Origin of the sequence: Variovorax sp. CF079 (assembly GCF_900101545.1) — a bacterium.
GTDB lineage: Bacteria > Pseudomonadota > Gammaproteobacteria > Burkholderiales > Burkholderiaceae_C > Variovorax.
The window spans coordinates 229,139-254,298 of sequence record NZ_FMZU01000007.1 but is presented as its reverse complement, the minus strand read 5'-3'; the positions used below and the strand labels follow the sequence as shown (position 1 = coordinate 254,298).

The window sequence follows — 25,160 nt, the reverse complement described above, 5'->3', positions numbered from 1 at the left end:
CTTGCAATAACTCGAATCTCAGTCGCAGCGCGCGGTCATGCCGCCGTCGACGATCAGTTCGGTGCCGGTGATGAACCGCGCCTCGTCGCTGGCCAGGAACAGCACCGCGCTCGCCGTGTCGCGGCCGTCGCCCATGAAACCGAGTGGAATGCGTTTCTGGCGCTGGGCCAGCAGTGCGTCGACGTCGCCGCCCGCGCGCTGCTTCGCCAGGCGTGTTTCGACCATCGGCGTGTGCAGCTGTCCCGGCACGACGCTATTGACCCTGACCCCCTTGGCCGCGTGCTGGACCGCGATCACGCGCGACATCTGGATGACGCCAGCCTTGGTCGCGGCGTACGCCACCTGCGCACTGCCGGTCCAGCGCAGGCCCGATGTCGAAGAGATGTTGACGATTGAACCCCCGCCCTTCGCCAGCATCGTGGGAAGCACATGCTTGCAGGTCAGAAACACGCTCTTGAGGTTGATGTCGATCTGCAAATCCCATGTCTCTTCGGCCAGCTCCACCGGCCCGCCCGCCGCGGACCCCCCCACGTTGTTGACGAGGATGTCGATCGTCCCGTAGGCGTTCAGGCAGGCAGCCGCCATGGCCGCCACGCTCTCGCTGTTCGTGACGTCGCAGACCCACGGCGTGATCGACGCGCGGGCGGCACCGGCCAGCTCGAGTGTCTCGTCGAGTCGGGCGCCATCGCGATCGACCGCCAAGACCCTGGCGCCCTCCTCGGCGAGGCGCACGGCGATGGCGCGGCCATTCCCCCAGCCAGCGCCGACGCAACCGGCGCCGGTCACGATGGCTACCTTGTTCTCGAATCGCAGGCTCATGTCCTGTCTCCAAATTGATAAAGGCGCTCCGGGTTGCCGACCAGCAGCGCATGGCGCGCGGATTCCGTGGGTGCCATCTCGGCAATGAGGTCGACGAGCTGCTGCTCGTCGGGTACGGGTCCGGCGTGGTTCGGGTGGGGCCAGTCGTTGCCCCATACGACCCGGTCGCCGAACTCGGCGACCAGCGTTCGAGCGAAGGGTTGGGCGTCGGTGTAGGGCGGGCCCAGCCGCGTGATGCGGTCCATTGCGCTCACCTTGACCCAGAAGCGTTCGTCCGCCATCAGCCGGAGCAGCGCCTGGAAGTCCGGCTGGTCAAGACCCAGCGCTGCATCGATGCGACCGATGTGGTCGATCACCACTGTCGTGGGCGAGCGACGCAGCGCGGGCGCCAGGTCCGTGAGCAGCGCGGGATCGCCGTGAATCTGCAGATGCCAGCCGAGCGGCGCGAAGCGGCCCGCCAACGACAGGACCTCCTCGATGGGTGCGTGCCGGCCGAGGTGGCCCATGAAGTTGAAGCGGACGCCACGGAAGCCCGCGGCGTCGAGCCGCTTGAGTTCTGCGTCGCCGACGTCGGTCGGCAGCAGGGCGATCGCGCGGTAGCTCGAGGGCCGCGGCGCGACGGCGTCCTCGGTGGCGCGGTTGTCGAAGCCATGGCAGGCCGACTGCACGACCACGCAGCGTTGCAAGCCGAGTCGGTCGTTCAACGCGTACAGGGCCTCCTTCGGCGCATCTGCTTGGGGAACGAAGGTGGCGTCAGGGGCGTACGGGAAGCGCATGCCGGGCCCGAACACATGGCAGTGGGCGTTGCAGGCCCCCGGGGGAAGGGTTGAGGTCATGAAGGCAGTGTCCCCATTGCAGCTGTCCTCCGTAATGACATCCTTCCTATATCAGCTATGCTTATTGGCTATGGAATTGCGACAACTCCTGTACTTCGTCACCGTGGTCGATGCGGGAAGCTTCAGTCGCGGTGCCGTGGCGCTGGATCTGGCGCAACCCAGTCTGAGCAGGCAGATCGCCTTGCTGGAGGCGGATCTCGAGCAACGGTTGCTGGTGAGAACCGGACGCGGCGTGACCACGACGGACGCAGGGGAAGCCCTGCTCGTTCATGCGCGCGCGATGCTGGAGATCTCCCGTCGCGCCCGGGACGAATTGCGAGAGATGGACGAAAGTCCCGGCGGGCGGATCGTGGTCGGCATGCCGCCGCGGGTGGCGCTGGGCTTGAGCACGGCCCTCATCCAGCGGTTCAGGGAAAAGTTTCCGCGCGCCGTCATCACGGTCCTCGAAGGCCTGAGCGTCGCACTGCGCGAATCCCTGATCGCGGGACGGCTGGATCTGGCGCTGCTCTTCGATCCTGCAGCCTCTCCCCAGCTGGCCTTTCAGCCTCTGATGCGGGAAAAGCTGCTGCTGGTGGCGCCGCCGAAGAGCAAGCTACCAGCCCGTGTCGGATTGTCGGCGCTTGCGAACTACCCCATGGTGCTGCCGAGTGCGCCAAATGCGATTCGCCACTTGCTCGACTCCGTCCTGGCGCCGCGTCACATTGAACTCCAGGTGCTCGCAGAGGTGGGAGCCGTCCACACCGTGCTCGCGCTCGTGGCGACCGGGATCGGATGCACGATCCTTCCGGAGAGCGCCCTGGGCGCGACCGGCGACGAAGCCCTGCCACGCGCACCGATCGGGCCGCCCAGCATCTGGAATGTGCTGGTGCTTGCGACACCGATGGCACGTCCGGCAACGCGTCTGATCCGGGGTACTGCACAAATCCTGCAAGAGCTGGACTTCCGGCGTCGCTAAACGCCATCTCACTTTGGCGCCAAAGCAAATGAAGCGGCGGCAGGGCCGCTAGCAGCCGCTCGCGGTCGGCTAAAGTTTGCCCGCAAGCAGACAGAACGGACTGGCCTGGCCAGCCCTCATGTCAAACGTTAAGCATCTCGGAACTACCATGGTCACCTGCTACCTGCGCTATGTCATCGATCCGTTCAAGCTCAAGGAGTTCGAGCACTACGGAAAGATCTGGATTCCTCTCGTCGAAAAGTTTGGAGGGCAGCACCATGGCTACTTCTTGCCCTCGGAAGGCGCGAACAACATTGCGCTGGCCATGTTCACGTTCCCAAGTCTTGCGGCATACGAGGAATATCGCGCGTTGTCTGCCACAGACCCAGAGTGCCAAGCTGCGTTCAAGTATGCGCAGGACACTCGCTGCATCCTCAGCTATGAACGCAGCTTTTTCAGGCCTGTATTCAAATGAATCGGCCTAACCAAGCGTTGCAGTGGACCGCCTTTGGCTTCCGCTGGACTCATTCGTTAAGCAACCACTTTTGCCCTTCCATTTGAATCCACGATAGGCACCGCGTTCATCCAACGCGATCAGGCGACTGTTGGAGATCGCCACGCGATGGGTGTAGCGAGACAGGTAGGCCAGCACCGCCTCGGGTCCGGCGAAGGGGCGCTTCGCATGGACGACCCATTCCACTCAACCTATCGTTTCGCCCAGCAAGGCGACTTGTGGTCCCCACGTGTCCGAAAGCGCAAATCCATCAGCACCGCGAGGTTCATGGTGATCTCCTCGAGAGGCGGGGTTGCGAATCAAGAGAGCCGGCACAAGCGGAATGCCTCGTAGATGGAGGCGTGGATGTCGCGCGAAGCATGCGCATCGCCGATCCGATAGAGCTCGAAGCGCTTGCCGGGTCCGGCCGCGGGCCAAGCCTGCGGAACACCCTTGGCGAACTTGTCCAGATCCAGCTCCCCATCGTTGACCGATGCGGGCTTCAGGTCATCGTAGACATCGCACACTGGGAGCACACCCAGTTCCACCACCACGTGGTCCGCCTCGAGCGCAATGGTTGCGCCGGTCAACTCGTGCACGAATGCTGCGCGGCGCCGACCCGATACGGCCGACACACTGATCAGCCTGAGATCGTGGCGGACATGAACGCCCAGCTCGGTCAGCTTGCGGCGCCACACGATGTCGTCTCCTCGTCCGCCCAGTTCCATGCCGAGCTGGCCATCCAGGGTGACCAGGGTCACCTGACGGCCGGCGAGCGCATGGCGTTCGGCGCAAACATAGGCGTTGTGGCGTCCGGTCCCGTCATAGACCAGTACCTCGCCGCCGGAAGGTGGCTGCTGGGTCAGCGCGTCCACCACCGAAAGACAGTGCTCATGGCCCTCAAGTTCATCGAGCCACGGGATGCCTCCCGTCGCGACAATCACGGTGTCGGGCTCCAGCCCGGTAACATCGGCAGCGTCCGCGTAGCTGTTGAGTCTGATGTCCACGCCGAGGCGAGTCAGGGCGTCCACCCGCCACTGGATCACGCCGAGGATGTCCTTGCGCCATGACGCAAGCGCCGCCAGCAGCACCTGGCCGCCAGGCCGCGATCCGGCCTCGAGCAGGACGACCTCGTGTCCGCGCAGTGCGGCCACCCGGGCCGCCTCCAGTCCCGCGGGACCCGCGCCCACGACAACCACTTTCCTGCATGGACCGGGCGAGCGATCGACTTCGTGAGGCAGCCAGGTCTCCCGCCCCGTGGACGGGTTGTGGATGCATGCGGTCTCATGACTGCGGCAGAACGAGGCACCCACACAGGGGCGCACTTCGTGCTCCCGGCCTTCCATCAGCTTTCGAACCAGGTGCGGGTCGGCCATGTGGGCGCGCGTCATCCCAACCAGGTCGAGCAGACCTTCGCTGATCGCATAGCGCGCGGTGGCCAGATCGGCGATCTTGGCCGCATGAAAGACCGGCAGCCTCACCTCCTTCTTGAACGCGGCCGCCTTTTGCAGCCAGGGCGACGAGGGCATCGACATGGTCGGCATGTTGTCGGTGATCAGGGCTTGGGCAGTGTCCATGCGCCCGTAGACCACATTGAAGAAATCGAAGAGCCCGGAGCGTTCGAGAATGCCGGCGGCGCGAACGCTCTCCTCGAAATCCAGTCCGTCCTCGATGGCATAGCGGATCCCGACGACGAAATCCTCGCCGACCTGTTTTCGGATCTCCTCGTGCACCCTCAGGATGAACCGGCAGCGGTTTTCCAGCGAACCGCCGTATCTGTCGGTTCGCACGTTGACCGATGGGCTCAGGAACTGCCCAAGCAGATGGCCGCCCGCCAGCGTTTCCAGCCCGTCCAGGCCTGCCTGCCGGCAGCGCGATGCCGCCTGCCCGAAATAGCGGATCACCCGGTGGATGTCCCGCTCCGTCATTTCACGCGGAATGCTGCGATGCAATGTTTCGCGCCTGGCAGATGGCGCGATGGCCGGCAACCAGGCGCCTTCATACGGGCTCCCGCGTCGGCCCATGTGAGTGAGCTGGCACATGAGTGCCGTGCCATGGGCGTGCATCCGCGCGGAAAACTGCTGGAGATGGGGAACCACCTCGTCGACGCCCATGTTGATCTGCCGGAAGACACTCGGGCTGTCGATGCCGACGTTGGACGAGCCGCCGAACATGCTCATCGCGATCCCGCCAATGGCTTTTTCTTCGTGGTACCGCTGATAGCGTTCCTGGGGAAAGTCACCCTCCGTCAGGCCGCTGGCGTGGCTGGTGCTGATGATGCGGTTCTTGAGGATGACCCTCTTGATGGCGAACGGGGTCAGCAGCGGGTCCTGTCGCCGCACCGATTTCTCATCATCAACGGAGTGGGCAAACAGCTGCACATCCTCTCCTTATCGCGCTCGGTTGAGTCCGGCCTGCATAGACATTGTGTAATCGAACACGAGGCCGATCCATTTACATCTTAGGCAGAGATCGCTAACATGATGTTATGGAAGCGCAGCAGACGATACGCTCCGCCAATGCCTTGCGCGTGTTTGAAGCCGCCGCACGCTGTGCGAACTTCACGCTCGCCGCCTCCGAGCTCCACGTGACGCCCGTGGCGGTCAGTCGCATGGTGAGCCGGCTCGAAGACACCTTGGGCATCCGTTTGTTCACGCGCTCTCGGCTGGGCGTTCAACTCACTGAAGAAGGTGAGGTCTTGCATTCGGCGGTGTCGGCCGGCTTCAGCCAGATGGAGACGGCGCTGCGCGAGATCAGGCGCCGCCGTGCAGATCGGGGCACCGTCACGCTGTCGTTGTCGAGCGCGTTCATCTCCCACTGGTTGATGCCGCGCTACGCACGTTTTCAACAGGCCGTCCCGCACATCAACCTGCGCTTCGAGGTGATCAGCGGCGTTCTCCGTGGCGATGTCGACGAGGTGGACCTGGGACTGCGCTTGTACGACCCCACGAGGAAGTGGCAGAGCTGGGAGTTCTTTCCGGAAGTGGTGCTCCCGGTCTGCAGCCCGGAATACCTGCATCGGGTGGGTGCCGTCGGTGAATCTGCCGATGTGAGCCAGCACACCCTGATCCATCTGACCACGACAACCATGGATTGGGAAGAATACGGGGCTCGCACCGGCCTGGACTGCCGGCGCCCCGGCAACTCCCTCAGCTTCTCCGATTCGGCACTCGTGCTGCAGGCCGCCTTGCTCGGTCAAGGGATTGCGCTCGGTTGGGTGTCGGCGGTATCCGGTGCGCTGCGCGAGGGCCTTCTGGTGCCGGCCTCCAGCCGCCTGATCCGCACCGAAAAGGAGTACCGGCTGGTGGCAAGGCCCGGGTCGATTCGACAAGAAGTGCGCCGCGTGCTGGATTGGCTCGTCAGCGAAATGCGCGAAGACGTTGCGACCATCACGCAGCAGTACGCATTGTTCCGGGACACTTGACCGACGTGTACATCGCCCCCCACTGCTGCCTGCCAGCAGGTGTCGAATGTGACCTAACGCCAGTCTTCGGCCCTTCGAAGCGGCACCTGTACTTCGGCTGCGCGCGCCCTCAGCTGACCGCACCCGCCGTCGACATCCTGGCCGGCCGAATAGCGCAGCTTCGTCAGAATGCCCCGCTGGCGCAGCGTGCGAGCAATCTGTTCGCAGCGCTCCCACGACGGTCGACTGAACGCCACGCCATCCACCGCATTGAAGGGGATCATGTTCAGCACGCCGTACCTGCCGGAGAGCAGTCTGACGATGCCTTCAATCTCCTCTTCCCCGTCGTTCACACCTTCCAGCAGCGTCCACTGGTATTGAATCGGGTAGCCGGTGGCCCGGGCATAGCGGTCGGATGCGGTGACCAGTTCCTCGGGAGTCATGTTCGGCGCGCGCGGAAGGAGCTTTCTGCGCAGCTCAGCCTTGGTCGTGTGCAACGAGAGTGCCAGCGCAGGTCTGACGCTTCCCTGGTGCAGCCTCTCGAACACGCGTGGATCGCCCACGGTGGAGAACACCAGGTTCTTGTGGCCGATGTTGCCCGCCGTGCCGAGCAGGTCGATCGCCTCCATCACGTTGTCCAGGTTATGGGCCGGTTCGCCCATGCCCATGAACACGACCTTGCGTACCGGCCGGCGCAGCCGCGCGAGGGCGACCTGGGCAATGATTTCGGCGCTTCCCAGTTGGCGCAGCAATCCCTCGCGGCCCGTCATGCAGAACTGGCACCCGACGGCGCACCCGACCTGCGACGAAATGCACAGACCGTCCCGAGGCAGCAACACACTCTCCACGGTCTGACCGTCCGCGAGGGCAACGAGCAGCCGCTCGGAACCATCGGCGCCGGGATGGACCGCGTGGATGCGCGCCAGTCCCGCAAGCTCAGCTTCAATGGACGGCAGGGCAGCCAGCAGCGACGACGGAAAAAAGCTCTCTGGTCGACGCTTGCCGCTGTTTCGGGGTAGAGCATGGGACCACAGCCGCAAGATCCGGTGCTCGTGGATGGGGCCCGCTCCGGCTTCCCGCAGTCGCCGTTTTAGTTCGTGGATTCGCATGCACTGCCTAGGGCAAATGGACTCCTGGACACATCAGTGATCCAGTCGTGCTGGCGTCCAGGACGTACAGAGTGATGGTCGACATGCGACAGATTGTGCACGGCAGCTCGAGTGGGGTTCATGCGGCGCGGGTCGCCCACGTCGCGCTCAGCAGCAATAGGAATCCGGCCACGGCAGCCAGCCCATGGACGATGACAAGCCACTTCGGCAGCGGCAACTGCTTCCGGTGGTAGTTCAGGTTGAGGACGGCACCCCCCGCTGCCGCCAGGAGAAAGAGAACAAGCGCGCCGAGGGCGGTCGCAGGCAAGCCCACTGTCGCTGCCGTGTAAAGCAGCAAGGTCACGGCCGCGGCGGCCAAGACCTACTCTGACCCACCGTTGAAACGAAAAAGCCCTGGCTGTTTCCAGTCAGGGCAAGAAGGTCGGTGGTCGACCTTGGAGAACGGTATCTCCCTTAGGCTTTCTAACTGAGCCCAAGTTCCCAACGTCTCCCTGGCCGGACGCTTGTTGCTCGACGCCATGGCCCTGGCAAGTCTGCACAACGAAGAAGCGAAAGTCGAAGGTTCTTCATGGTGACCAGCTGGCCACACCTGGACCGGGAGTTCGATTGTGCAGCGACAATCCGCGGATGGCCCAAGGCAAGCGCATCTCGGCAGACATTGGTGGCGACGCCCTGCAGGCGATCAAGGACATGGGTGCCGCGGCCAAGCTGGCCCGCACCAGTGCCGGCGACGGCCAAGCCGCCGCTGCCGCCCGATTGGGCGTGCACGTCCAGACGATCGCCCGGATTGAATCAGGTGAACCAGGCGTCGCGATCGGGCACGTGCTGGGCATGCTTGCGCTCTACGGCATCGCAACGAAGTTGCAGCCGCCAGACAGCGGCCAGCTCGCATCCTGAGTTGTTCCGACTGCTGAGCGCAGGGTACGTAACGTCTGTCTATGGGGCCTCTCTCGCGGCCCTCAACCTCGCAGCGCGCCAGTTGCCCCCATGGAAGACGTGCGAACGCCCCGACCATAATCAGGCAAAGCTTCCTTCGATGTCCTCCGCATCCCACTCCCTTTGGTCCCCGTTGCGTCTGCCCGCATTCCGGGGCCTGTGGACCGGCAGCGCGATCTATTTCACCGGAAACGCCATGCAGGTCATGGCGGCTTCATGGCTCATGGTGGAGCTCACGGGCTCCTCTTTCCTCGCAGCGTTGGTGCAGACCGCCGTGTTCCTGCCAATGTTCCTGCTGGCACTGCCGGCCGGCGTGCTGGCCGACACCACGGACCGGCGGCGGCTGATCCTGAATGCGCTGGCCGTTCAGGTGGCCGTCGTCGTTGTCCTGTCCCTGCTCGCATTGGGAGGGTGGGCGGGACCGGCGACCTTGCTGCTGTTCACCTTTGCCGCCGGCTGCTGCACGGCGCTGCTGTCACCAGCCTGGAACACCAGCGTCGCGGACACAGTGCCACGCGAGGACATGCCGCAGGCCATCACGGCGATGTCGATCGCCTGGAACAGCGCGCGGGCATTGGGGCCGTCGGTCGCGGGCTTCATATTCGCATGGCTCGGTGCGGGCTGGGTGTTCGTGGTCGCGGTGGTGAGCGCACTGGTGATGATGCAAGCGGTGCGGCGCTGGCCCCCTGCCCCGCACGCCCAGTCGCCCCTGCCGGCGGAGCGCCTCTGGAGCGGCACCGTCGCGGGTCTGCGCTACGCAAGGCACTCGCCGACGATCCTGGCTCAGTTGCTGCGCACCGTCGCCTACAGCGGCGCGGGCTCGGCGCTGTGGGCGCTGTTGCCGGCCATCGCGGCGCAACAACTGAAGTTGGGCGCCGCCGGATTCGGCTTCCTCATGGGATGCCTGGGCACAGGCGCGGTTGCTGCAGGCCTGGTGCTGGGCAAGTTGCGTGCGCGCCTGGGGCTCGAGCGCCTCGTCGCCCTGGGGTGTATGGTCTTCGCAGCCGTGATGCTCATCGCTGCGTTCGTGCGCATTCCCACCGTGGTATTCGTGGCACTTGCCATCGGCGGCGCCGCCTGGATGGCGGTCATGGCCACCTTCAACACCGCCACGCAGTCGAGCGCGCCGCCGTGGGTCCGTTCGCGCGCGGTGGCACTGCACACGGTCAGCGCGCTGGGCTCGTTCGCCATCGGCTCGGCATTCTGGGGCGCGGTTTCAGGCATCCTGGGGCTGGCGATCGCCTTGAGCATCGCAGCCCTCGCCATGGCAGCAGGCATCTTTCTCTCCCGCTGGCTGCCGCTGCGGATGGGCGCTTCGCCGGAGATCACGCCCGTCGCGCTCTGGGAGGATCTTTTCGTCAAGGATCAGCCTCTCCCGGACGATGGCCCGGTGTCGGTGGAGATCGGCTATCGCATCCGCGCCGGCGAAGCCGAGGAGTTCTTGAACGCCGTGACCCAGCTGCGCGCCTCGCGGCGCCGCGACGGCGCCACCCTATGGCGCGTCTATCGCGACCTCGGCGATCCGTCGCGCTATGTCGAGCGATTCATCGTCGCCTCCTGGGCCGACTACCTGCACCAGCGCGCCCGGGCCACGCTGGCCGACCAGGAGGTGGAGGCTCGTGTACGGATGTTCCTGCGCGACGGCGAGGCGGTGACGACCCAGCACTACATCGCTGAGCGGTGAAATCGTATTCGCGAGCGGCTGGCTCGCAGCGGGAGCGGACGTTGACGAAGGCAAGCCCACGCTCGACTGGAATTCAACATTCCAGGTGTGATGTTCGGCGGCCGGTACGACGGCTCTCCCATCATCGTGAAGGACGGTACCCAGCCGCCTTTGGGCCGCCAAGCGCGCCCTCCTCCGGGTCGGATGCGTTTTCCTGCAGCCATTCCATGAAGCTGGCCACTTCCTTGCGCTGCAGGTGACGGGAAGGGCACACCAGGAAATGGGCCTGCACCTTCAAGCACCAGCGCGGGTCGAAGACCTTCACCAAGCGGCCCTGATGAAGGTGGCCTGCCGCGATCGACGAGCTGTCCAACGCCACACCAAGCCCCTGCACCGCGGCATCCAGCGCCATGGAAGTGCGATCGAAGCGGTAGGCGAACTGCCCCGCCGAGAATTCGATCTTGCGGCTGCGGAACCAGTCCCCCCACTGCACGACGTTGACCACCGACTGGATGAGCGGGACGTGCAGCAAGTCCTCGGGTGTCCGGAGTCGATGCCGCTCGATGAAATCGCGGCTCGCCATCGGCTGGATGCATTCCTCGAACACCGACTGGACATGGAGGTGCGGCCAGTTCGGAATGCCGTAGCGTATGTCGATGTCGACCTGTCCGCTCGAAAAGTCCGAATGCACGACGGAAGACGACAGCGATAGCGCAATCCCCGGGTGGGCCTGCGCGAAGTCCGCGAGCCTGGGCATGAGCCACAGACTCGCGAAGCTCGGTGCCGCGTGCACATGCAGAGCGTTGCGTACTCCCTTGCGCACGTTGTCCGTTGCAGCGCTGATCGCGTCCAGCGCGACTGACACGCGAGCCATGTATTCGCGGCCTGCATCGGTCAGCGAAATGCTGCGCACCGAGCGCTCGAACAGTCGTACGTCGAGAAGCTGTTCGAGCTTGGCGATCTGGTGGCTCACTGCCGAGGGCGTCAGATGGAGTTCGAGCGCCGCCGCGCTGAAGCTCGTGCGACGCGCTGCGGCCTCGAAGGCGAGAAGACAACTCAAAGGAGGAAACGACGATCGCATCGGGTTAACCCTGTATGACGGCAATTCACTCATCGCTGAAGAAGTGTCGTTTGTCTTCATGCGTGGTGATGTCCATAGTTACCCCACTCGCACATCACTCACCACGGAGACAATTCATGCTGCTTACCGATCGCGTCGCCCTCATCACCGGTGGCGCCGGCCTCAATGGCCTGGGATTCGCCACTGCGCGCCTGCTCGCGTCGCAGGGCGCCCGCGTCGTCATCACTGACCTCGAAGCCGCCGCGCCGGCGCAGGTCGCCGCCACGCTCGGCGACGAGCACCTGGGGCTGGTTGCCAACGTGACGATCAAGTCGGAAGTCGATGCCGCGGTCGCACGCGTTCTCGATCGGTTCGGGCGCATCGACATCCTCGTCAACAACGCCGGCATCACCCAGCCGCGCAAGACGATCGACATCAGCGGCGCCGACTACGACGCCGTGATGGACGTCAGCCTGCGCGGCACGCTGCTGTTCTCCCAAGCTGCCATTCCCGTCATGCAGCGCCAGGGCAGCGGTTCGATCATCTGCATCTCTTCCGTTTCCGCTCAGCGCGGCGGCGGCATTCTCGGCGGCCCGCACTATTCGGCGGCCAAGGCCGGCGTGCTCGGGCTGGCGCGTGCGATGGCACGCGAACTCGGCGCGGATGGCATCCGCGTCAACTCGATCACCCCCGGCCTGATCGGCACCGACATCAGCAAGGGCAAGTTGACCGAAGAGCGCAAGGCGCAGATCGCCGGCGAAATCCCGCTCGGCCGGATCGGCGTCGCCGCGGACGTCGCCGGCGCCTGCCTCTTCCTCGCCAGCGACCTGTCGAGCTATTGCACCGGCATCACGCTCGACGTGAATGGCGGCATGTTGATTCACTGATCCATCCCCATTACTACACCGGAGACAAAACCATGAAGCGCAGGAATATCGCCGTTCTCGTCGGCGCACTGATCACCACCGGAAGCCTCGCCTTCGCGCAGGCGCCCATCAAGCTCACCTTCGGCCACGGTGCGGCGCCGGGCAATCCGCGGCACGACGCGGCCGTGAAGTTCGCCGAGACGGTGAAGGCCAAGACCAACGGCCGCTTCGACATCCAGGTCGCCCATTCCGCGCAGCTTGGCGACGACGCCGCCATGATCACTGCGCTACGCTCGGGCACGCTCGACATGTCGGCCAACAGCCAGGGTGCGATGGCCAACGTGGTACCCGAATATGCCGCGCTGGGCCTGCCCTTCCTGTTCACCGACATCCAGAAGGCCTGGCAACTGCTCGACGGCCCGATCGGCGAGGACCTGGCCAAGCGCACGGCCGCCAAGGGCATGGTCGTGCTGGGCTTCTGGGACAACGGCATCCGCCACGTCAGCAACAGCAAGCGGCCGATCAAGACGCCGGCGGACATCAAGGGCCTGAAGATCCGCACCCCGCCCGATTCGATGACCATGGACATCATGCAGGCGCTCGGCGCGGACCCGCAGCAGATCAAGTTTTCCGAGCTGTACGTGGCGCTCCAGCAGGGCGTGGTCGACGGCCAGGAGAACCCCCTGACAAACATCGCGTCGGCCAAGCTGTACGAAGTGCAGAAGTACCTTTCGCTCACCGGCCACAAGTACGAGGCCAATCCCTTCGTGATGGGCAAGCGTTCATGGGAGAAGTTGAGCACCGCGGACCAGAAGGTCTTCATGGAAGCCGCTGCCGAAGCGACGCAGATGCAGCGCAAGCTCTCCAAGGAAGCCGACGAGAAGTTGGCCACCGAACTGAAGTCCAAGGGCGTGCAGATCGACGCGGTGGACCGCAAGGCCTTCATCGAGGCGACGAAGCCGGTCTACACCAAGTGGGCTGCAGGCCCGGCTGGCGACTTCGTCAAGCGCGTGGTCCAGCAAGCGCAATAAGCCACCCAGGCAGGCGAATGAAGCGGCGCCAGGCAAGGCGCTGCGATGGTGCCTGTCGTCCACGAAAACCGCGACTGCGTCCTGGCGCGTCCTTCACGAGGGCAATTTCATGTCTTTCCTTCAATTCATCGACCGATGCGTCGGCGCAGCGTGTCGTGGCGTTCTGTACATCACGCTGAGCGTCGTGTTCGCGATCCTGAGCGTCAATGTCGGGCTGCGCTATGTCGCGGGCACCAGCCTCGCCTCGGCGTCCGAGCTGCCCGAGCTGATGTTCCCGTGGCTCATCATGGCCGGCGTGGTGCTGGCGGCCCAGCAGGGCTCGCACATCGCGGTGGTCATCCTCACGCAAAAGCTCGGCGCCGCGCGCCGCTGGGTGCTGGCGGGCGGCTCGCTGGCCGTGGCGGCGCTCTACGCATCGCTGGCGGCCGCCGCCTGGCCCCTGATGGAGATCGCGGCCGACGAACGCAGCCCCATGCTGCAAGTGCCCGGCTCGGTGAGTGTCTGGGCTCTGATGCTGGGCTTCGCACTGCTCAGCCTGGTGACGCTGTGCAAGTTGCCCACGCTCTGGGCCGGCTCCCCCCCGCAGGGGTTCGATGCCGTCGAGGCCGTCGCTCACGGAGCCTAGCCATGACCGCACTCATCATTCTGCTGTTCATCGTCGTCGCGCTGCTGTCGATCCCCATCGCGCACGCGCTGGTCCTCGCCTCCGTCGGCGGACTTCTCATCATCGACAAGGTGCCCGTGCACCTGGCAGTCGAGCAGATGCTCGCCCAGACGCAGAGCTTTCCGCTGATCGCGATTCCCTTCTTCATGATGACCGGCGCGCTGATGGTCAGCGGCCGGCTCGGTCAGAGCCTGGTCAGCCTGCTGTCGATGATGATCGGCCGTGTCCACGGCGGTCCCGCGCAGGTCGGTGTGCTGTCGTCGACCATCTTCGGCGGCGTCTCCGGCTCGGCCGTGGCCGATGCCTCGGCGATCGGCTCGATGCTGATCCCGTGGCTCAAGAAGCTGGGCTATCCGGCACCCTTCGCAGCCGGCACGCTGGCTGCGGCCGCGACCATCGACATCCTGATCCCGCCGTCCATCCCGATGATCGTGTATGCCCTGGTCTCGGGTGCATCGATCGGGGCGCTGTTCGTAGCGGGCATCCTGCCCGGCCTGCTGATGTGCGCGGGCTTCATGGCGGTGTGCTACGTGCAGGGCCGGCGCCGCAACTTTCCGCGCGATACGACGCCGTTCCAGTGGCCTGCGTTCTGGCGCTTGCTCGCCCACGCCGCGCCCGCGCTGGCAATGCCGGTGCTGATCATCGTTTTCCTGCGCTTCGGCATCGCGACGCCGACGGAGGTGAGCGTGATGTCCACGCTGTACGCCCTGGTCGTCTCAGGCCTGGTCTATCGGGATCTCACGCTGGCCAAGATCAAACACGCGGCGATCGAAGCCGGAATCTCCACCGGCGTGGTGCTGCTGATCATCATGGCCTCGAGCGTCGTCGGCTGGATCGTGACCTACGAACAGCTGCCTGCCGAGTTCACACGCTTCGCGAAGGAAACGCTGCAGTCGCCCTGGCTGATCATCCTGGCGATGAACCTGATCATGCTGGCCACCGGCATGTTCATCGATCTGCCCGCGGCCGTGCTGCTCCTCACGCCGATGTTCGTTCCGCTCGCCGCCGCGGTCGGCATGGACACGGTGCGGCTGGGGATCATGATGATCGTCAACCTCTCGATCGGGCTCTACCACCCGCCGATCGGCACCACGCTGTTCATCACCAGCACCATCGCGAAGGTGCGCATCGGCGACGTGGTGAAGGAACTGATTCCCTTCTATGCCGTTGCGATCGGCCTGCTGATCGGCTTCGCCTATCTGCCCTGGCTCACGATTCGCTGAACCCGCTCTCGCTCCACTCTCATCTCAAAGGACCATTCATGTCTGATCCATCGACTCTTTCCGAGCGTGCCTACCGCATTCGGCGCTATGCGCTGCGGATGGGTGAAGTGCAGGGGCAAGGCTACATCGGCCAGGCCCTGGGCTATGCCGACGTGCTGGCCGTGGCCTATGGCCACGCCATGAAGTACCGCCCGGAAGACCCGCAATGGGAATCGCGCGACCGCTTCCTGCTCTCGCACGGCCACTACGCCATCGCCTTCTACGCGGCGTTGATCGAGGCGGGGATCATCCCCGAGGACGAACTCGAGACCTATGGCAGCGACGACAGTCGCCTTCCCATGTCGGGCATGGCGACCTACACGCCTGGCATGGAGATGTCCGGCGGATCGCTCGGCCAAGGGCTGCCGATCGCGGTCGGAATGGCACTCGGCCTGCGCCAGAAGCGCAACCCCGCCTTCGTCTACAACTCGATGTCGGACGGGGAGCTGGACGAAGGCTCGACCTGGGAAGGGGCGATGGCGGCTGCGCACCACCAGCTGTCAAACCTCATCTGCCTGGTCGATATCAACAACCAGCAGGCCGACGGTCCGTCAGGCAAGGTGCTCGGGTTCGAACCGCTGGCCGACAAGTGGACTGCCTTCGGCTGGCATGTGCAGCGGGTCGACGGCAACGACCTGCCCGCGGTCGTCGCGGCGTTCGACGTCGCGCGCGCGCTGAGCGACGCCAAGCCACGCGTCATCCTCGTCGACACGCTGATGGGCAAGGGCGTGCCCTTTCTCGAGCAGCGCGAGAAGAACCATTTCATCCGCGTCGATCCGCCGGAATGGCAGCAAGCGATCGACCATCTCGACCAGGCGCAACACGAAGGAGCCGTTTGATGAACACCACGACCGACAAGAAGCCGCGGCTGACCACATCGGCGATGATTGCCTCGATTGCCGGCGAGGGCCAGCGCGTCAAGGCGGCCCCGTTCGGCAAGGCCTTGGTGGAACTGGCGCGAGAGCGCCCCGACATCGTCGGCATGACGGCCGATCTCGCCAAGTACACGGACCTGCACCTGTTCGCCCAGGCGTACCCCGAGCGGTTCTTCCAGATGGGGATGGCCGAGCAGTTGCTGATGGGCGCCGCCGGCGGGATGGCCAAGGAGGGCTTCATTCCCTTTGCGACCACCTATGCAGTGTTCGGCACGCGCCGCGCCTACGATTTCGTGCACCAGGTGATCGCGGAAGAGAAGCTCAACGTCAAGATGTGCTGCGCGCTGCCGGGGCTCACCACCGGCTACGGACCCAGCCACCAGGCGACAGAGGACCTCGCGATGATGCGAGGCATTCCAGGCATGACCATCATCGACCCTTGCGATGCGCTGGACATCGAGCAGGCCGTGCCGCAGATCGCAGCACATCCGGGGCCGGTGTACATGCGCCTGCTGCGCGGCAGCGTGCCGCTCGTGCTCGACGAGTACGACTACAAGTTCGAGCTCGGCAAGGCCAAGCTGCTGCGCGATGGCAAGGACGTGCTCATCATTGCGAGCGGGTTCATGACGATGCGTTCCTTGGAGGTAGCCAAGCAGCTGCGTGCCGACAACGTGGATGTCGCGGTGCTCCATGTGCCCACGATCAAGCCGTTGGACGAGGCGACGATTCTGTCCGAGGTCAAACGATCGGACCGTGTGGTGGTCGCCGCCGAGAACCATTCGGTCATTGGAGGTCTTGGTGAGGCTCTGGCGAGCCTTCTGCTTCGCTCCGGTGTCACGCCGACATTCCGGCACGTCGCGCTGCCTGATGCATTTCTTGATGCGGGCGCATTGCCGACGCTCCATGATCGCTATGGCATCTCGGCGACTACCATGGCCGAGCGCATACGCGCCTGGATATAACCGCGAGCGGATGTGTGGCGCAACACGATGGTGCTGGCGCCCTTGGCGCGGTTGTTCTTCAAGCGCCGGCACTGTGGCCAGCAAGTCCGGCACGGGCACGCGCATCCATAGTCGGCATTGCAGCGAAAGCCGTCTTTGCCGGCAGAATGCTCAACTTCACCCATCGCGCCCAGTAGCAATGCGGAGGTTCCCAATGAACGGCGATCGGCTTTCGCACGGCCTGTGGGAGGCCTCGGCGCCGCTGGCGCCGAAGACGCAACCGCTGACGCAGCGGATAACGGTCGACGTCGCGATCATCGGCGGGGGATATACCGGATCATCGGCGGCACTTCACCTCGCCGAGGGCGGCGCGAGCGCCGCGGTGCTCGAGGCATTCGACATCGGCTTTGGCGCCTCCGGCAGGAACGTGGGCCTCGTGAATGCCGGCATGTGGGTCATGCCATCCGTGCTGCTGGGTGAGCTCGGCAAGTCGCACGGCCAGCGCCTGCTGGGCATCCTGGGCAATGGGCCTTCCATCGTTTTCGATCTGATTGCCCGCCATGGCATCGAGTGCGAGGCCGTCCACAACGGAACGTTGCATTGCGCAGCGGGTAAACGCGGCGTCGCCGAGATTGCCGAGCGCGCGCGCCAGTGGCTGGAACTCGGCGCCCCGGTGGAAGTCCTCGATGCGCAGCGGACCCTGGAACTCACCGGAACTCGGGCCTATCCGGCTTCGTTGCTGGACCGCCGGGCCGGCACCGTCCAACCGCTCGCCTATGTGCGAGGCCTGGCCGATGCCGCACTGCGTGCGGGTGCGCGCATCCACACGCAGACGCGCGTGACAGCGGCCGAGCGCGTCGGGTCCCAGTGGCAATTGGTAACGAGCAGCGGCGGAATGGTGTCCGCGAGATGGGTCATCGTCGCCACCGATGCTTACACCGGGAGCGACGGGCTGTGGCCCGGCATCCAGGCAGAGCAGGTGCGATTGCCCTATTTCAACTTCGCCACGGCGCCGCTGCCGCGGGCAAGCGCAGAAAGCATCCTGCCCGAACGCCAAGGCGCATGGGATACACGCCAGGTTCTGTCCTCGTTCCGTCTCGACGCCGCGGGGCGGCTCGTCTTCGGCAGCGTCGGCGCTTTGCGGGGCATGGGACGGGAGATCCACCACGACTGGGCGCGACGCGCGCTCGCCAGGATCTTTCCGCAGTTGAAGGACGTGCCGTTCGAGCATGAGTGGTATGGAACGATCGGCATGACGAGCAACGCCCTCCCCCGATTTCACGAGCTTGACCACAACGTGGTTTCGTTCAACGGTTTCAATGGCCGGGGTATCGCACCGGGAACGGTGTTCGGCAGGGAACTCGCGAAGCTCGTGCTGGGCGCGGTCCGCCGCGATGACCTGCCGTTGCCGGTGACACAAGTGGCCCCCACGCTGTGGCGCAACGCGAAGGCGCTGGGCTATGAAGCGGGCGCCCGCGCATTCCACTTGGTAGACGCGCGGATCTAAGGATCACCCAGGAGTTCGTGCAGGCTGCTGTTGAGACGGGCTAGGCCGCCTGCACGGCAGCGAGCCAGAGCTGCGCTCCTTGCTGCGGCGTCGACGCCCAGGTCACGTTGTAGGTACCGGCCACGCTCACCCGCCTGACGGCAACGGCGCACTGCACCAATGCACCAGAGGCCAGTACCGAATCGACCACCGTGAAGCCGCTGTCGGGCACGGCCGTCTTGTCCAGGTCGACACCTGCATCGCCCCACCACCATGCGACGAGCAGCGCAGGGCCGGTGGTGGTGACACTGGCGCTGGTCAGGGGCTGGCCAGACAGCACCTCGCGCCACTGCACATCGCGCACGAAGCCGCCTCCGGTGATCTCGACAACGCTCAGGGTCGTTTCGTCGGTGACTTTAGGCTTCACCACGGTGACCGCGTGGCCGCCCATGCCCCGGGCCTGCTCGCAGGCATACAAGGCCGTCCCTGAGTTTGGCCAGAGGGTGTAGGTGTGCGCCACATCGAGCTGAACGAAGGCATTGCCCACGTTGTCCGTCGGCGCGATGGCAGAAAGCAAACCCCGCCCGACGCAGGCCAACAGGGTGCTTCCGGTCGTGCGCGTGGACATGCCGGAAGTGGACAGCGATGAGGACGACACGCCGTCACGGTTGAAGTCGAGCACGTGGGCGCCGAGGGCTGGCGCCGTTGGAGCAGGAGCAGGAGCAGGAGCAGGTGCGGGTGCAGGGGCAGGAGCGGCTGCAATTGCGGCTGCAGCTACTGTTGTCTGGGCGCCGGAGCCTCCGCCGCAGGCCGTGAGCGCTGCACTTCCAGATGCCATGCTGACCATCGCAAGCGCCCACATACGGCGCAACAGGCCGCGGCGCTCGTTCAGCAGTGCAAGTGCCTCACTGTCGGAGGGTTCATTCATGGAGGCACCCCGTTCTCTTCGGCCTCCGATTGTGAAACACCGCGGTCTGCGAACCAACCCACATCCGCCGCCCAGGTGTTACCGACAGTCAGTTGCCGACGAATTCGAACCTGAGCTTCTCAAGCTTCGCGTCCCTTCAGGCGAATGCCCTGTGCCTGGCGTTCGATGTGTTGGTCGCTGGAGCGCGTGCTTGCTGGCGAGGTTGAGCTGAGCGGCGCGCCTTCACTTCAGCAGGTGGCCGAGAGGCCGCTGAGTTTGGTGGGCAACGCCGCGGTGCGCTTCCTATGGGCACTTGGGCGCACAGACGAGATGGTTCTTGCCGAGAAAGCGCCGCGAAGTCATCCCGGTGCGAAGAACGAACTTCCCGCACTTGAAGCAGGACATCATGGCTTCGGCGCGCGGCGTGGTGATGATGGAGCCTGGCGCCTTCTTGACGTAGCGCAGGCCATCCTGCGTGAGTTGGGTGTTGGACATGCGGCATTTTACCCGGACGCAATTTGACACAGATGCCTTGAGAGAACCAGGCTTCCCCCGGAAAAGGAGCCTTCACCAGTCACCACGACAGGCGGAGAAGGACATGTTGAACTTCGGAAGGCGTTATGCCGCATCGCGGATCTTGAAGAGCCTGATCATGAACAAGGTGCTGGTGCCGGAGTTCTCACAGCGTGCTGCGGCGAACCATCCCCAGATGGTGGTCTTCTCGTCGGACCTGATCGGCCAGGGCATCAATATGTACGGCTACTGGGAGTTTGAGGAACTCGAGGTCCTCGCGCAGTGGCTCAAGGCGAACGGCCACGTAGGCGGTGCGATGCTCGACGTCGGCGCGAACATCGGCAACCACAGCATCTTCATGTCGCGGTACTTCGAAGCCGTTCACGCGATCGAGCCGAACCCCAGGTCGTACGAGGTCCTTGCCCTCAACGCAAACTTGGCAGAAAACATTCACTGCCACCAGGTTGCAGCATCGGACACAAACGGGACGCTGCGCTTCGAGCAGGAGGCGGGAAATATTGGAGGCACGTACGTGCTTCCAGAGGGCTGGCAGCCCACAGGAAAGGCGATGGAGTTGCCCTGCCGCCGGCTTGACGAGGAAGTGGCGGACGTGCGCGACGTTCGGCTCGTCAAGATCGACGTCGAAGGCCACGAATATGCGGCAATCCAGGGAATGAAGGGCATTCTGGACCGCGACTCGCCCATATTGGTCTTCGAGCAGCACTTCGGCGAGTTCGTGGATGGCAAGTCGAAGGTAGTGGAACTGCTGCGCAGCTATGGCTACACGGAGTTCCATTCCATCGATCGCATACCCTCAACGCACAATGCGGGGAAGCTCGGAAAGCTCTGGTTCTTCGCATGCTCGCTGGTGCGGGGCATGCGCATTGAAGTTCGCCCCCTCGATGAGGTGCCGCCCGGGTTCTACGAGATGCTGATCGCGCGCAAGCCGTTGCTTGCGGAGAAGACATAGGCTCGGCCTATGGACATATCCACGTTTCGCATTTTTCAGCCACCGCGGCAACCAGGAAACTTGCGTCACAGGGTCGGTCAAGGGCCCCGAACGCATTCCATCAGAAACAAGTCCGCTCATGTCCGACCGCGACAACACCCTGGCGCATGGCACGAATCACCGACGGACTACCTTGCGGGATGGCGTAGCGTCATTGCTGGATGCAGGCGTGCGAGTTGATCCTAGTGAGACTGTCACCCTTAACCATCAGTTAAGACCGACTAAACAAGATGCGAATTGTCGGCGTGCCTCCGAATCGTGAGGATGCAAGGCGCCGACGCCGTCGGACCACCACAAAAAGCAGGAGACAGCATGCACCCCAGAAGCCTGATCGGGCGTCAGTCGCGCCTGCCCTGGCTCGCGGCTGCGGCCACGGCGGCGACCGTTGCTGCCGCGCCGGCCGAGGCCCGCGTCACTCGCATCGTGATCGACAGTGTCACGCCACTCACGGGGCAGGCGATCCTGTACGAGCAAATCCGCGGCCGCGCCTTCGGCGAGCTCGACCCGAACGATCCGCACAACAGCGTCATCACCGACATCAAGCTGGGAACGGACGCCGATGGCAAGGTGCGCTACGAGACCACATTCAATCTGGTGAAGCCGGTCGACATGAACCGCTCCAGTGGCTTCCTCTGGCATGACGTGCCCAACCGTGGCGGCGCCGGCACCATCGTCGTCGACGAACGCGAGCTGGGCGATATCGGCTTGCGCAGCGGCTGGCAGGCGGACAACGCCGGCAATACAGGCATTGCCGCCAATCGCGCGGCGGGTACCAATCACTGGGTGGCGGCGCCCATCGCGAAGGTCAACGGCTTGGCCGTCACAGGCAACGTATTCGCGCGGATCGTCAACCAGAGCGGCGCGGACTCCAAGCCGCTGACGGTGCAATCGAACCCTATGCCCTACCTTCCAGCAACGCTGGACACGACCAAGGCGACACTGAAGACGCACACCAAGGAAACCGTCGACGGCGTCATCACCGAGGGTCCGAGCATCGCCGCGGGCGACTGGGCGTTCGCGAAATGCGACGCCAGCAATCCGTTCCCCGGTACTCTGATCGACAACAACCCCGCCAACGCGCCCGGCAATCTGCCCGTGCACATCTGTTTGCGGAACGGCTTCGATCCCAACCTGCTGTACCAGGTGGTGTACCCGGCGCAAAACGCTTACATCCTGGGCGTGGGCATGGCGGCATTCCGCGACGTCGGCACCTTCTTCCGCTACGAGACTACCGACGACTTCGGCACGCGCAATCCGATCGCCGGCTTCGTCAAGGGCACGGCCGTGCGGGGTGTGTCGCAGTCCGGAAACATGGTACGGCAGTTCATCTTCATGGGTCTGAACCAGGACGAACGCAACCGCAAGGTCTACGACGGGGCCTGGCCGATCATCGCGGGCCGCCGGGTGGCCGCCAACTCGCGCTGGGCCCAGCCGGACGGCGTGCTGGAACTCTACCAGCAGGGCAGCGAAGGCCCGCAGTGGTGGGTGGACTGGGCGGACCCGGTGCGCAACCAGCCCGCCGGCAGCATCTTCTCGCGTTGCAACACGAACAACACCTGCCCGAAGGTGATCGAGCATTTCGGGTCGGCCGAGGTGTACGCACTGAAGCTGACGCCCGAGTGGATCGGCACGGCCGGCGACGCGGACATCCCGCTGACTCGCAACGTTCGCCGCTACTACGTGCCGAGCACCAACCACGGCGGCGGCGCAGGCAGCTTCACGCACATCCCGGCGACCACCACCGGCCCCACCTGTCCCGGCAACAACTTTGGTCGCGCCACGTTGGCGGCGAACCCGGTGCCGCACACGGAGATCACCAACGTGCTGCGCCTGGCCATGCGCGACTGGGTGCTTAAGGGTACGCCGCCGCCGCCGAGCCGGTGGCCCACGCTCGCGGGCAAGACGCTGGTCGACGCGAACAAGGAGGCGATGGGTTTCCCGGACGGCGTGCCCGGCATCCCGGATTCGATCTTCCTGCCGGAGAACTTTGCGTTTCCGGTGTTCGACTACGACTGGGGCCCGCAATTCAACCACGCGGAAGCTTCCGGCGTGCCCACCAACGTGCCGCCGCCCATCAAGAAGGTCATCCCGATGAAGGTACCGAAGGTCGACGCCGACGGCAACGAGATCGCGGGCGTACCCACCGTGCTCGTGATGGCTCCGCTGGGCACCTACCTGGGCTTCAACATCACCGCTGCGGGTTTCCATCAGGGGCAAGTGTGCAACTATGTGGGGGGCTATGTGCCGTTCGCCCGGACGCGTGCCGAGCGGATCGCCCATGGCGACCCGCGCCTCTCGCTCGAGGAGCGCTACGGCAATCACGAGGGCTACGTGGCCGCGGTGCGAGCCGCCGCCGAGAAGGCGTTCTCCGAGGGCTTCCTTCTCCCCGCGGACCGTGAGCGCCTCATCCGTCAGGCGTCCGACAGCGCTGTGCTCCGCTGACGAGGAGAGAAATGCGCTACCAGCATCGCCTTCTCAGGATTCATGAAGTGCTGGCGGAGACGCTGCTGAGCGAAGCCGCGCTCTCGATCATCTCCACGAGCGCGGCTGCGGACGTCGACAGTTCCGGGCGGCTCCGCATTGCCAGCAGCAGCACGCGTTCCATCTCGATGCCCTCGAGGCCGACCTGCACGAGGTTGAGGGCTTGGGCATAGAGAGCGGCAGCCGCGCGTGGCAGGATCGCCAGGCCGAGCCCGCATGCGACCATGCGGCACATCGAATCGAAGCTGCGCACCTGCACCCGGATGCGTGGTGTGCGCTTCACCGCGTCGGCCGCCGCCATCACCTTGCGCGTGAGCGATGCGCTTCGCGCCAGAGTGACCAGGTCATAGTCGAACACGTTCACTGTGGAGGCGTTCTGCTGACTGCCCAGCGCGTGACCTGCCGGCACGAGCAGGACCAACTGGTCGACATTGCAGACGATTGTCTCGAGGCCTTCGTGCGGCACGTTGTCGCCAATGACGGCAAGCTCCGCCAAGCCTTTCTGCACGGCGCGGATACCGTCCTCGCTCAGGGCATCTTCCATGTCGATCACGACATGGGGGTAGCGGCGGGCGTACTCTGCCAGCACGCTTGGCAGGAAGCCTCCGAAAGCGGAAGGATTGGCGCACAACCGCAGGTGACCGGTGGCACCCGAGCGGAAATCGTCGACGGCCTGCACGAGCTGTTCCAGGCGCGCAATCACTTCGATCGCGTGTCGGTGCAGGGTCTGTCCCTCCGGCGTAGCGGTCACGCCGCGCTGCCCCCGCTGGAGCAGGGCGATGCCGCAATGCCGTTCGAGATCGGCGATGCGCTTGCTGGCCGCTGGGAGCGAAACGCCGAAGCGATCTGCGCCCGCGGTCAGGCTTCCTGCATCGACGACCGCGACGAAAAGGCGCAGGGAGACGAGATCGAAACGATTCAGGTTGATCATGACGAGTGGATTTGACCACTGCGCCGAGTGAGACCGCCCGGGCAAGAAAAAACCCCGGAAACCTAGGCTTGACGCGGGGTTTGCGGGGTTTTCTGAAGCTTCCTGAGACAGCTTGAAATCCGTCACTGGAGGGAGGGAGACGTTCGCATATCGGGCTGCAGGGCGCATTGACGGCCTCTTATCATCGCGCTCCTTTCCTCCTCTCGCCCAGCCATGGGCCGTTACTCCCAATGCTCCGCGCCCTCATCTGTCTGCTGCTCGCCCTTCCCTTTGCCGCCCAAGCCCAGCCCCGAACCTGCCTCGTCGTTGGCATCAGTGACGGCGACACCCTCACGGCCCGCTGTGGCTCTCCAGGCTCATACGAGCAGGTGAAGGTCCGGCTTGCAGCCATCGATGCTCCTGAGTCACGTCAGCCCTACGGCCAGCGAAGCAAGCAGGCTCTGAGCGCGCTTTGCTACATGGAACAGGCTCGGATCTCGCCACGCGACACCGACCGATACGGCCGGACTGTGGCGGATGTGAGATGCCGCGGTGAGGACGCCGGCCGGCACCAAGTAGCTGGCGGCTGGGCTTGGGTCTACGAGCAGTACACGACCCGCGACGACGGCGCGCTGTTCAAGATGCAGTACACCGCCCGTGCGCAGCATCTAGGGTTGTGGGCCGATAGGGAGCCCCTGGCGCCGTGGGAATGGCGGAAGGTACAGCGCGGCGGCTGACGCTGGTGATGTTGGGCAGTGGAGGTGTCTGTACCATCATGAGTGCAGCCCAAAGTTCGGGCAGTCCATCAAGATTGATGTGATCATCAAGGACATTGATGGAACTCACCGACGCTACCATGCGAACGTAAGTGACTTGAATCACGTCGCGACGCAGCGTAACTCGCCCGCTGCCCGACAGACGGCCCGCTTCGGCGGGCTTTTTCATGCCTGTCTGGTAGTGCA

At 64.7% G+C, this 25,160-nt stretch carries 24 protein-coding genes and 1 pseudogene; 15 read left to right on the top strand and 10 right to left on the bottom strand.

Annotated elements, in window-relative coordinates; all coding sequences use genetic code 11:
• Nucleotides 1-18: 18 nt before the first annotated feature.
• Nucleotides 19-819 carry an SDR family NAD(P)-dependent oxidoreductase gene (locus tag BLS74_RS11880; protein WP_093106084.1) on the bottom strand — a complete coding sequence of 267 codons (801 nt, stop codon included), beginning with the start codon at nt 817-819 and terminating at the stop codon, nt 19-21.
• Nucleotides 816-1,655, bottom strand: a complete 840-nt coding sequence (locus BLS74_RS11875) for an amidohydrolase family protein (protein WP_093106081.1) — start codon at nt 1,653-1,655, stop codon at nt 816-818. Before BLS74_RS11875 ends, BLS74_RS11880 begins: the two co-directional genes overlap by 4 nt.
• 70 nt (nt 1,656-1,725) lie before the next feature.
• Here BLS74_RS11875 and BLS74_RS11870 point away from each other — a divergent pair, with 70 nt between their 5' ends.
• Nucleotides 1,726-2,610: a LysR substrate-binding domain-containing protein gene (locus BLS74_RS11870; RefSeq protein WP_093106079.1), complete on the top strand. Its 885-nt coding sequence runs from the start codon at nt 1,726-1,728 to the stop codon at nt 2,608-2,610.
• A gap of 148 nt (nt 2,611-2,758) precedes the next feature.
• On the top strand, nt 2,759-3,064 hold the full coding sequence (locus tag BLS74_RS11865) for an NIPSNAP family protein (RefSeq protein WP_093106076.1): 306 nt from the start codon (nt 2,759-2,761) through the stop codon (nt 3,062-3,064).
• Between the two features lie 99 nt (nt 3,065-3,163).
• Here the strand turns inward: BLS74_RS11865 and BLS74_RS11860 are convergent.
• Together BLS74_RS11860 and BLS74_RS11855 are read right to left on the bottom strand one after the other, a co-directional pair.
• Nucleotides 3,164-3,286 (bottom strand): annotated as a pseudogene (locus BLS74_RS11860) (transposase); the annotation flags it as partial.
• 116 nt (nt 3,287-3,402) lie between these two features.
• Complete coding sequence (locus tag BLS74_RS11855; protein ID WP_244503843.1) at nt 3,403-5,463, bottom strand: oxidoreductase; 2,061 nt, start codon at nt 5,461-5,463, stop codon at nt 3,403-3,405.
• Nucleotides 5,464-5,570: 107 nt separating this feature from the next.
• On the opposite strand from BLS74_RS11855, the gene BLS74_RS11850 reads away from it, so the two are divergent.
• Nucleotides 5,571-6,506, top strand: coding sequence for a LysR substrate-binding domain-containing protein (locus tag BLS74_RS11850; protein ID WP_093106074.1), 936 nt, complete (start codon nt 5,571-5,573; stop codon nt 6,504-6,506).
• Nucleotides 6,507-6,559: 53 nt separating this feature from the next.
• Here BLS74_RS11850 and BLS74_RS11845 read toward each other — a convergent pair whose 3' ends face one another.
• Nucleotides 6,560-7,594: an RNA methyltransferase gene (locus BLS74_RS11845; RefSeq protein WP_093106071.1), complete on the bottom strand. Its 1,035-nt coding sequence runs from the start codon at nt 7,592-7,594 to the stop codon at nt 6,560-6,562.
• 118 nt (nt 7,595-7,712) lie between these two features.
• Complete coding sequence (locus tag BLS74_RS11840; RefSeq protein ID WP_093106069.1) at nt 7,713-7,952, bottom strand: hypothetical protein; 240 nt, start codon at nt 7,950-7,952, stop codon at nt 7,713-7,715.
• Between the two features lie 269 nt (nt 7,953-8,221).
• Between BLS74_RS11840 and BLS74_RS11835 the strand changes: the two genes are divergently transcribed.
• Both BLS74_RS11835 and BLS74_RS11830 read left to right on the top strand, forming a co-directional pair.
• On the top strand, nt 8,222-8,491 hold the full coding sequence (locus tag BLS74_RS11835) for a helix-turn-helix domain-containing protein (protein ID WP_093106066.1): 270 nt from the start codon (nt 8,222-8,224) through the stop codon (nt 8,489-8,491).
• 82 nt (nt 8,492-8,573) lie between these two features.
• On the top strand, nt 8,574-10,214 hold the full coding sequence (locus BLS74_RS11830) for an MFS transporter (RefSeq protein WP_348272425.1): 1,641 nt from the start codon (nt 8,574-8,576) through the stop codon (nt 10,212-10,214).
• 121 nt (nt 10,215-10,335) lie between these two features.
• Here the strand turns inward: BLS74_RS11830 and BLS74_RS11825 are convergent, their stop codons facing one another.
• On the bottom strand, nt 10,336-11,334 hold the full coding sequence (locus BLS74_RS11825; RefSeq protein WP_348272424.1) for a LysR substrate-binding domain-containing protein: 999 nt from the start codon (nt 11,332-11,334) through the stop codon (nt 10,336-10,338).
• A gap of 56 nt (nt 11,335-11,390) precedes the next feature.
• Between BLS74_RS11825 and BLS74_RS11820 the strand changes: the two genes are divergently transcribed.
• From BLS74_RS11820 to BLS74_RS11790, 7 genes are all read left to right on the top strand, one after another.
• A complete protein-coding gene (locus tag BLS74_RS11820; RefSeq protein ID WP_093106059.1) occupies nt 11,391-12,140 on the top strand; it encodes an SDR family NAD(P)-dependent oxidoreductase in 750 nt (249 codons plus the stop codon).
• Between the two features lie 32 nt (nt 12,141-12,172).
• Nucleotides 12,173-13,150 (top strand): TRAP transporter substrate-binding protein, encoded by a 978-nt coding sequence (locus BLS74_RS11815; protein ID WP_093106056.1) that lies wholly within the window; start codon nt 12,173-12,175, stop codon nt 13,148-13,150.
• A gap of 109 nt (nt 13,151-13,259) precedes the next feature.
• Nucleotides 13,260-13,775: a TRAP transporter small permease gene (locus tag BLS74_RS11810; protein ID WP_093106053.1), complete on the top strand. Its 516-nt coding sequence runs from the start codon at nt 13,260-13,262 to the stop codon at nt 13,773-13,775.
• A gap of 2 nt (nt 13,776-13,777) precedes the next feature.
• Nucleotides 13,778-15,037 carry a TRAP transporter large permease gene (locus BLS74_RS11805; RefSeq protein WP_093106051.1) on the top strand — a complete coding sequence of 420 codons (1,260 nt, stop codon included), beginning with the start codon at nt 13,778-13,780 and terminating at the stop codon, nt 15,035-15,037.
• A 38-nt stretch (nt 15,038-15,075) separates the two neighbouring features.
• Nucleotides 15,076-15,915: a transketolase gene (locus tag BLS74_RS11800; protein ID WP_093106048.1), complete on the top strand. Its 840-nt coding sequence runs from the start codon at nt 15,076-15,078 to the stop codon at nt 15,913-15,915.
• Nucleotides 15,915-16,913, top strand: a complete 999-nt coding sequence (locus BLS74_RS11795) for a transketolase family protein (protein ID WP_093106046.1) — start codon at nt 15,915-15,917, stop codon at nt 16,911-16,913. Before BLS74_RS11800 ends, BLS74_RS11795 begins: the two co-directional genes overlap by 1 nt.
• Before the next feature lie 193 nt (nt 16,914-17,106).
• The gene (locus tag BLS74_RS11790) at nt 17,107-18,399 is read left to right on the top strand and encodes an NAD(P)/FAD-dependent oxidoreductase (RefSeq protein WP_093106043.1); all 1,293 of its coding nucleotides are present in this window, start codon (nt 17,107-17,109) and stop codon (nt 18,397-18,399) included.
• Between the two features lie 40 nt (nt 18,400-18,439).
• Here BLS74_RS11790 and BLS74_RS11785 read toward each other — a convergent pair whose 3' ends face one another.
• Both BLS74_RS11785 and BLS74_RS11780 read right to left on the bottom strand, forming a co-directional pair.
• Nucleotides 18,440-19,060, bottom strand: a complete 621-nt coding sequence (locus BLS74_RS11785; protein ID WP_170855579.1) for a hypothetical protein — start codon at nt 19,058-19,060, stop codon at nt 18,440-18,442.
• A 528-nt stretch (nt 19,061-19,588) separates the two neighbouring features.
• Nucleotides 19,589-19,780: a hypothetical protein gene (locus BLS74_RS11780; RefSeq protein ID WP_093106038.1), complete on the bottom strand. Its 192-nt coding sequence runs from the start codon at nt 19,778-19,780 to the stop codon at nt 19,589-19,591.
• A gap of 157 nt (nt 19,781-19,937) precedes the next feature.
• Here BLS74_RS11780 and BLS74_RS11775 point away from each other — a divergent pair, with 157 nt between their 5' ends.
• A complete protein-coding gene (locus BLS74_RS11775) occupies nt 19,938-20,768 on the top strand; it encodes an FkbM family methyltransferase (RefSeq protein WP_170855578.1) in 831 nt (276 codons plus the stop codon).
• A gap of 303 nt (nt 20,769-21,071) precedes the next feature.
• Nucleotides 21,072-23,249 carry an alpha/beta hydrolase domain-containing protein gene (locus tag BLS74_RS11770; protein ID WP_244503842.1) on the top strand — a complete coding sequence of 726 codons (2,178 nt, stop codon included), beginning with the start codon at nt 21,072-21,074 and terminating at the stop codon, nt 23,247-23,249.
• Between the two features lie 40 nt (nt 23,250-23,289).
• Here the strand turns inward: BLS74_RS11770 and BLS74_RS11765 are convergent, their stop codons facing one another.
• Complete coding sequence (locus BLS74_RS11765; RefSeq protein ID WP_093106030.1) at nt 23,290-24,219, bottom strand: LysR family transcriptional regulator; 930 nt, start codon at nt 24,217-24,219, stop codon at nt 23,290-23,292.
• A gap of 230 nt (nt 24,220-24,449) precedes the next feature.
• On the opposite strand from BLS74_RS11765, the gene BLS74_RS11760 reads away from it, so the two are divergent.
• Nucleotides 24,450-24,935: a thermonuclease family protein gene (locus tag BLS74_RS11760; RefSeq protein ID WP_093106027.1), complete on the top strand. Its 486-nt coding sequence runs from the start codon at nt 24,450-24,452 to the stop codon at nt 24,933-24,935.
• Nucleotides 24,936-25,160: the final 225 nt, after the last annotated feature.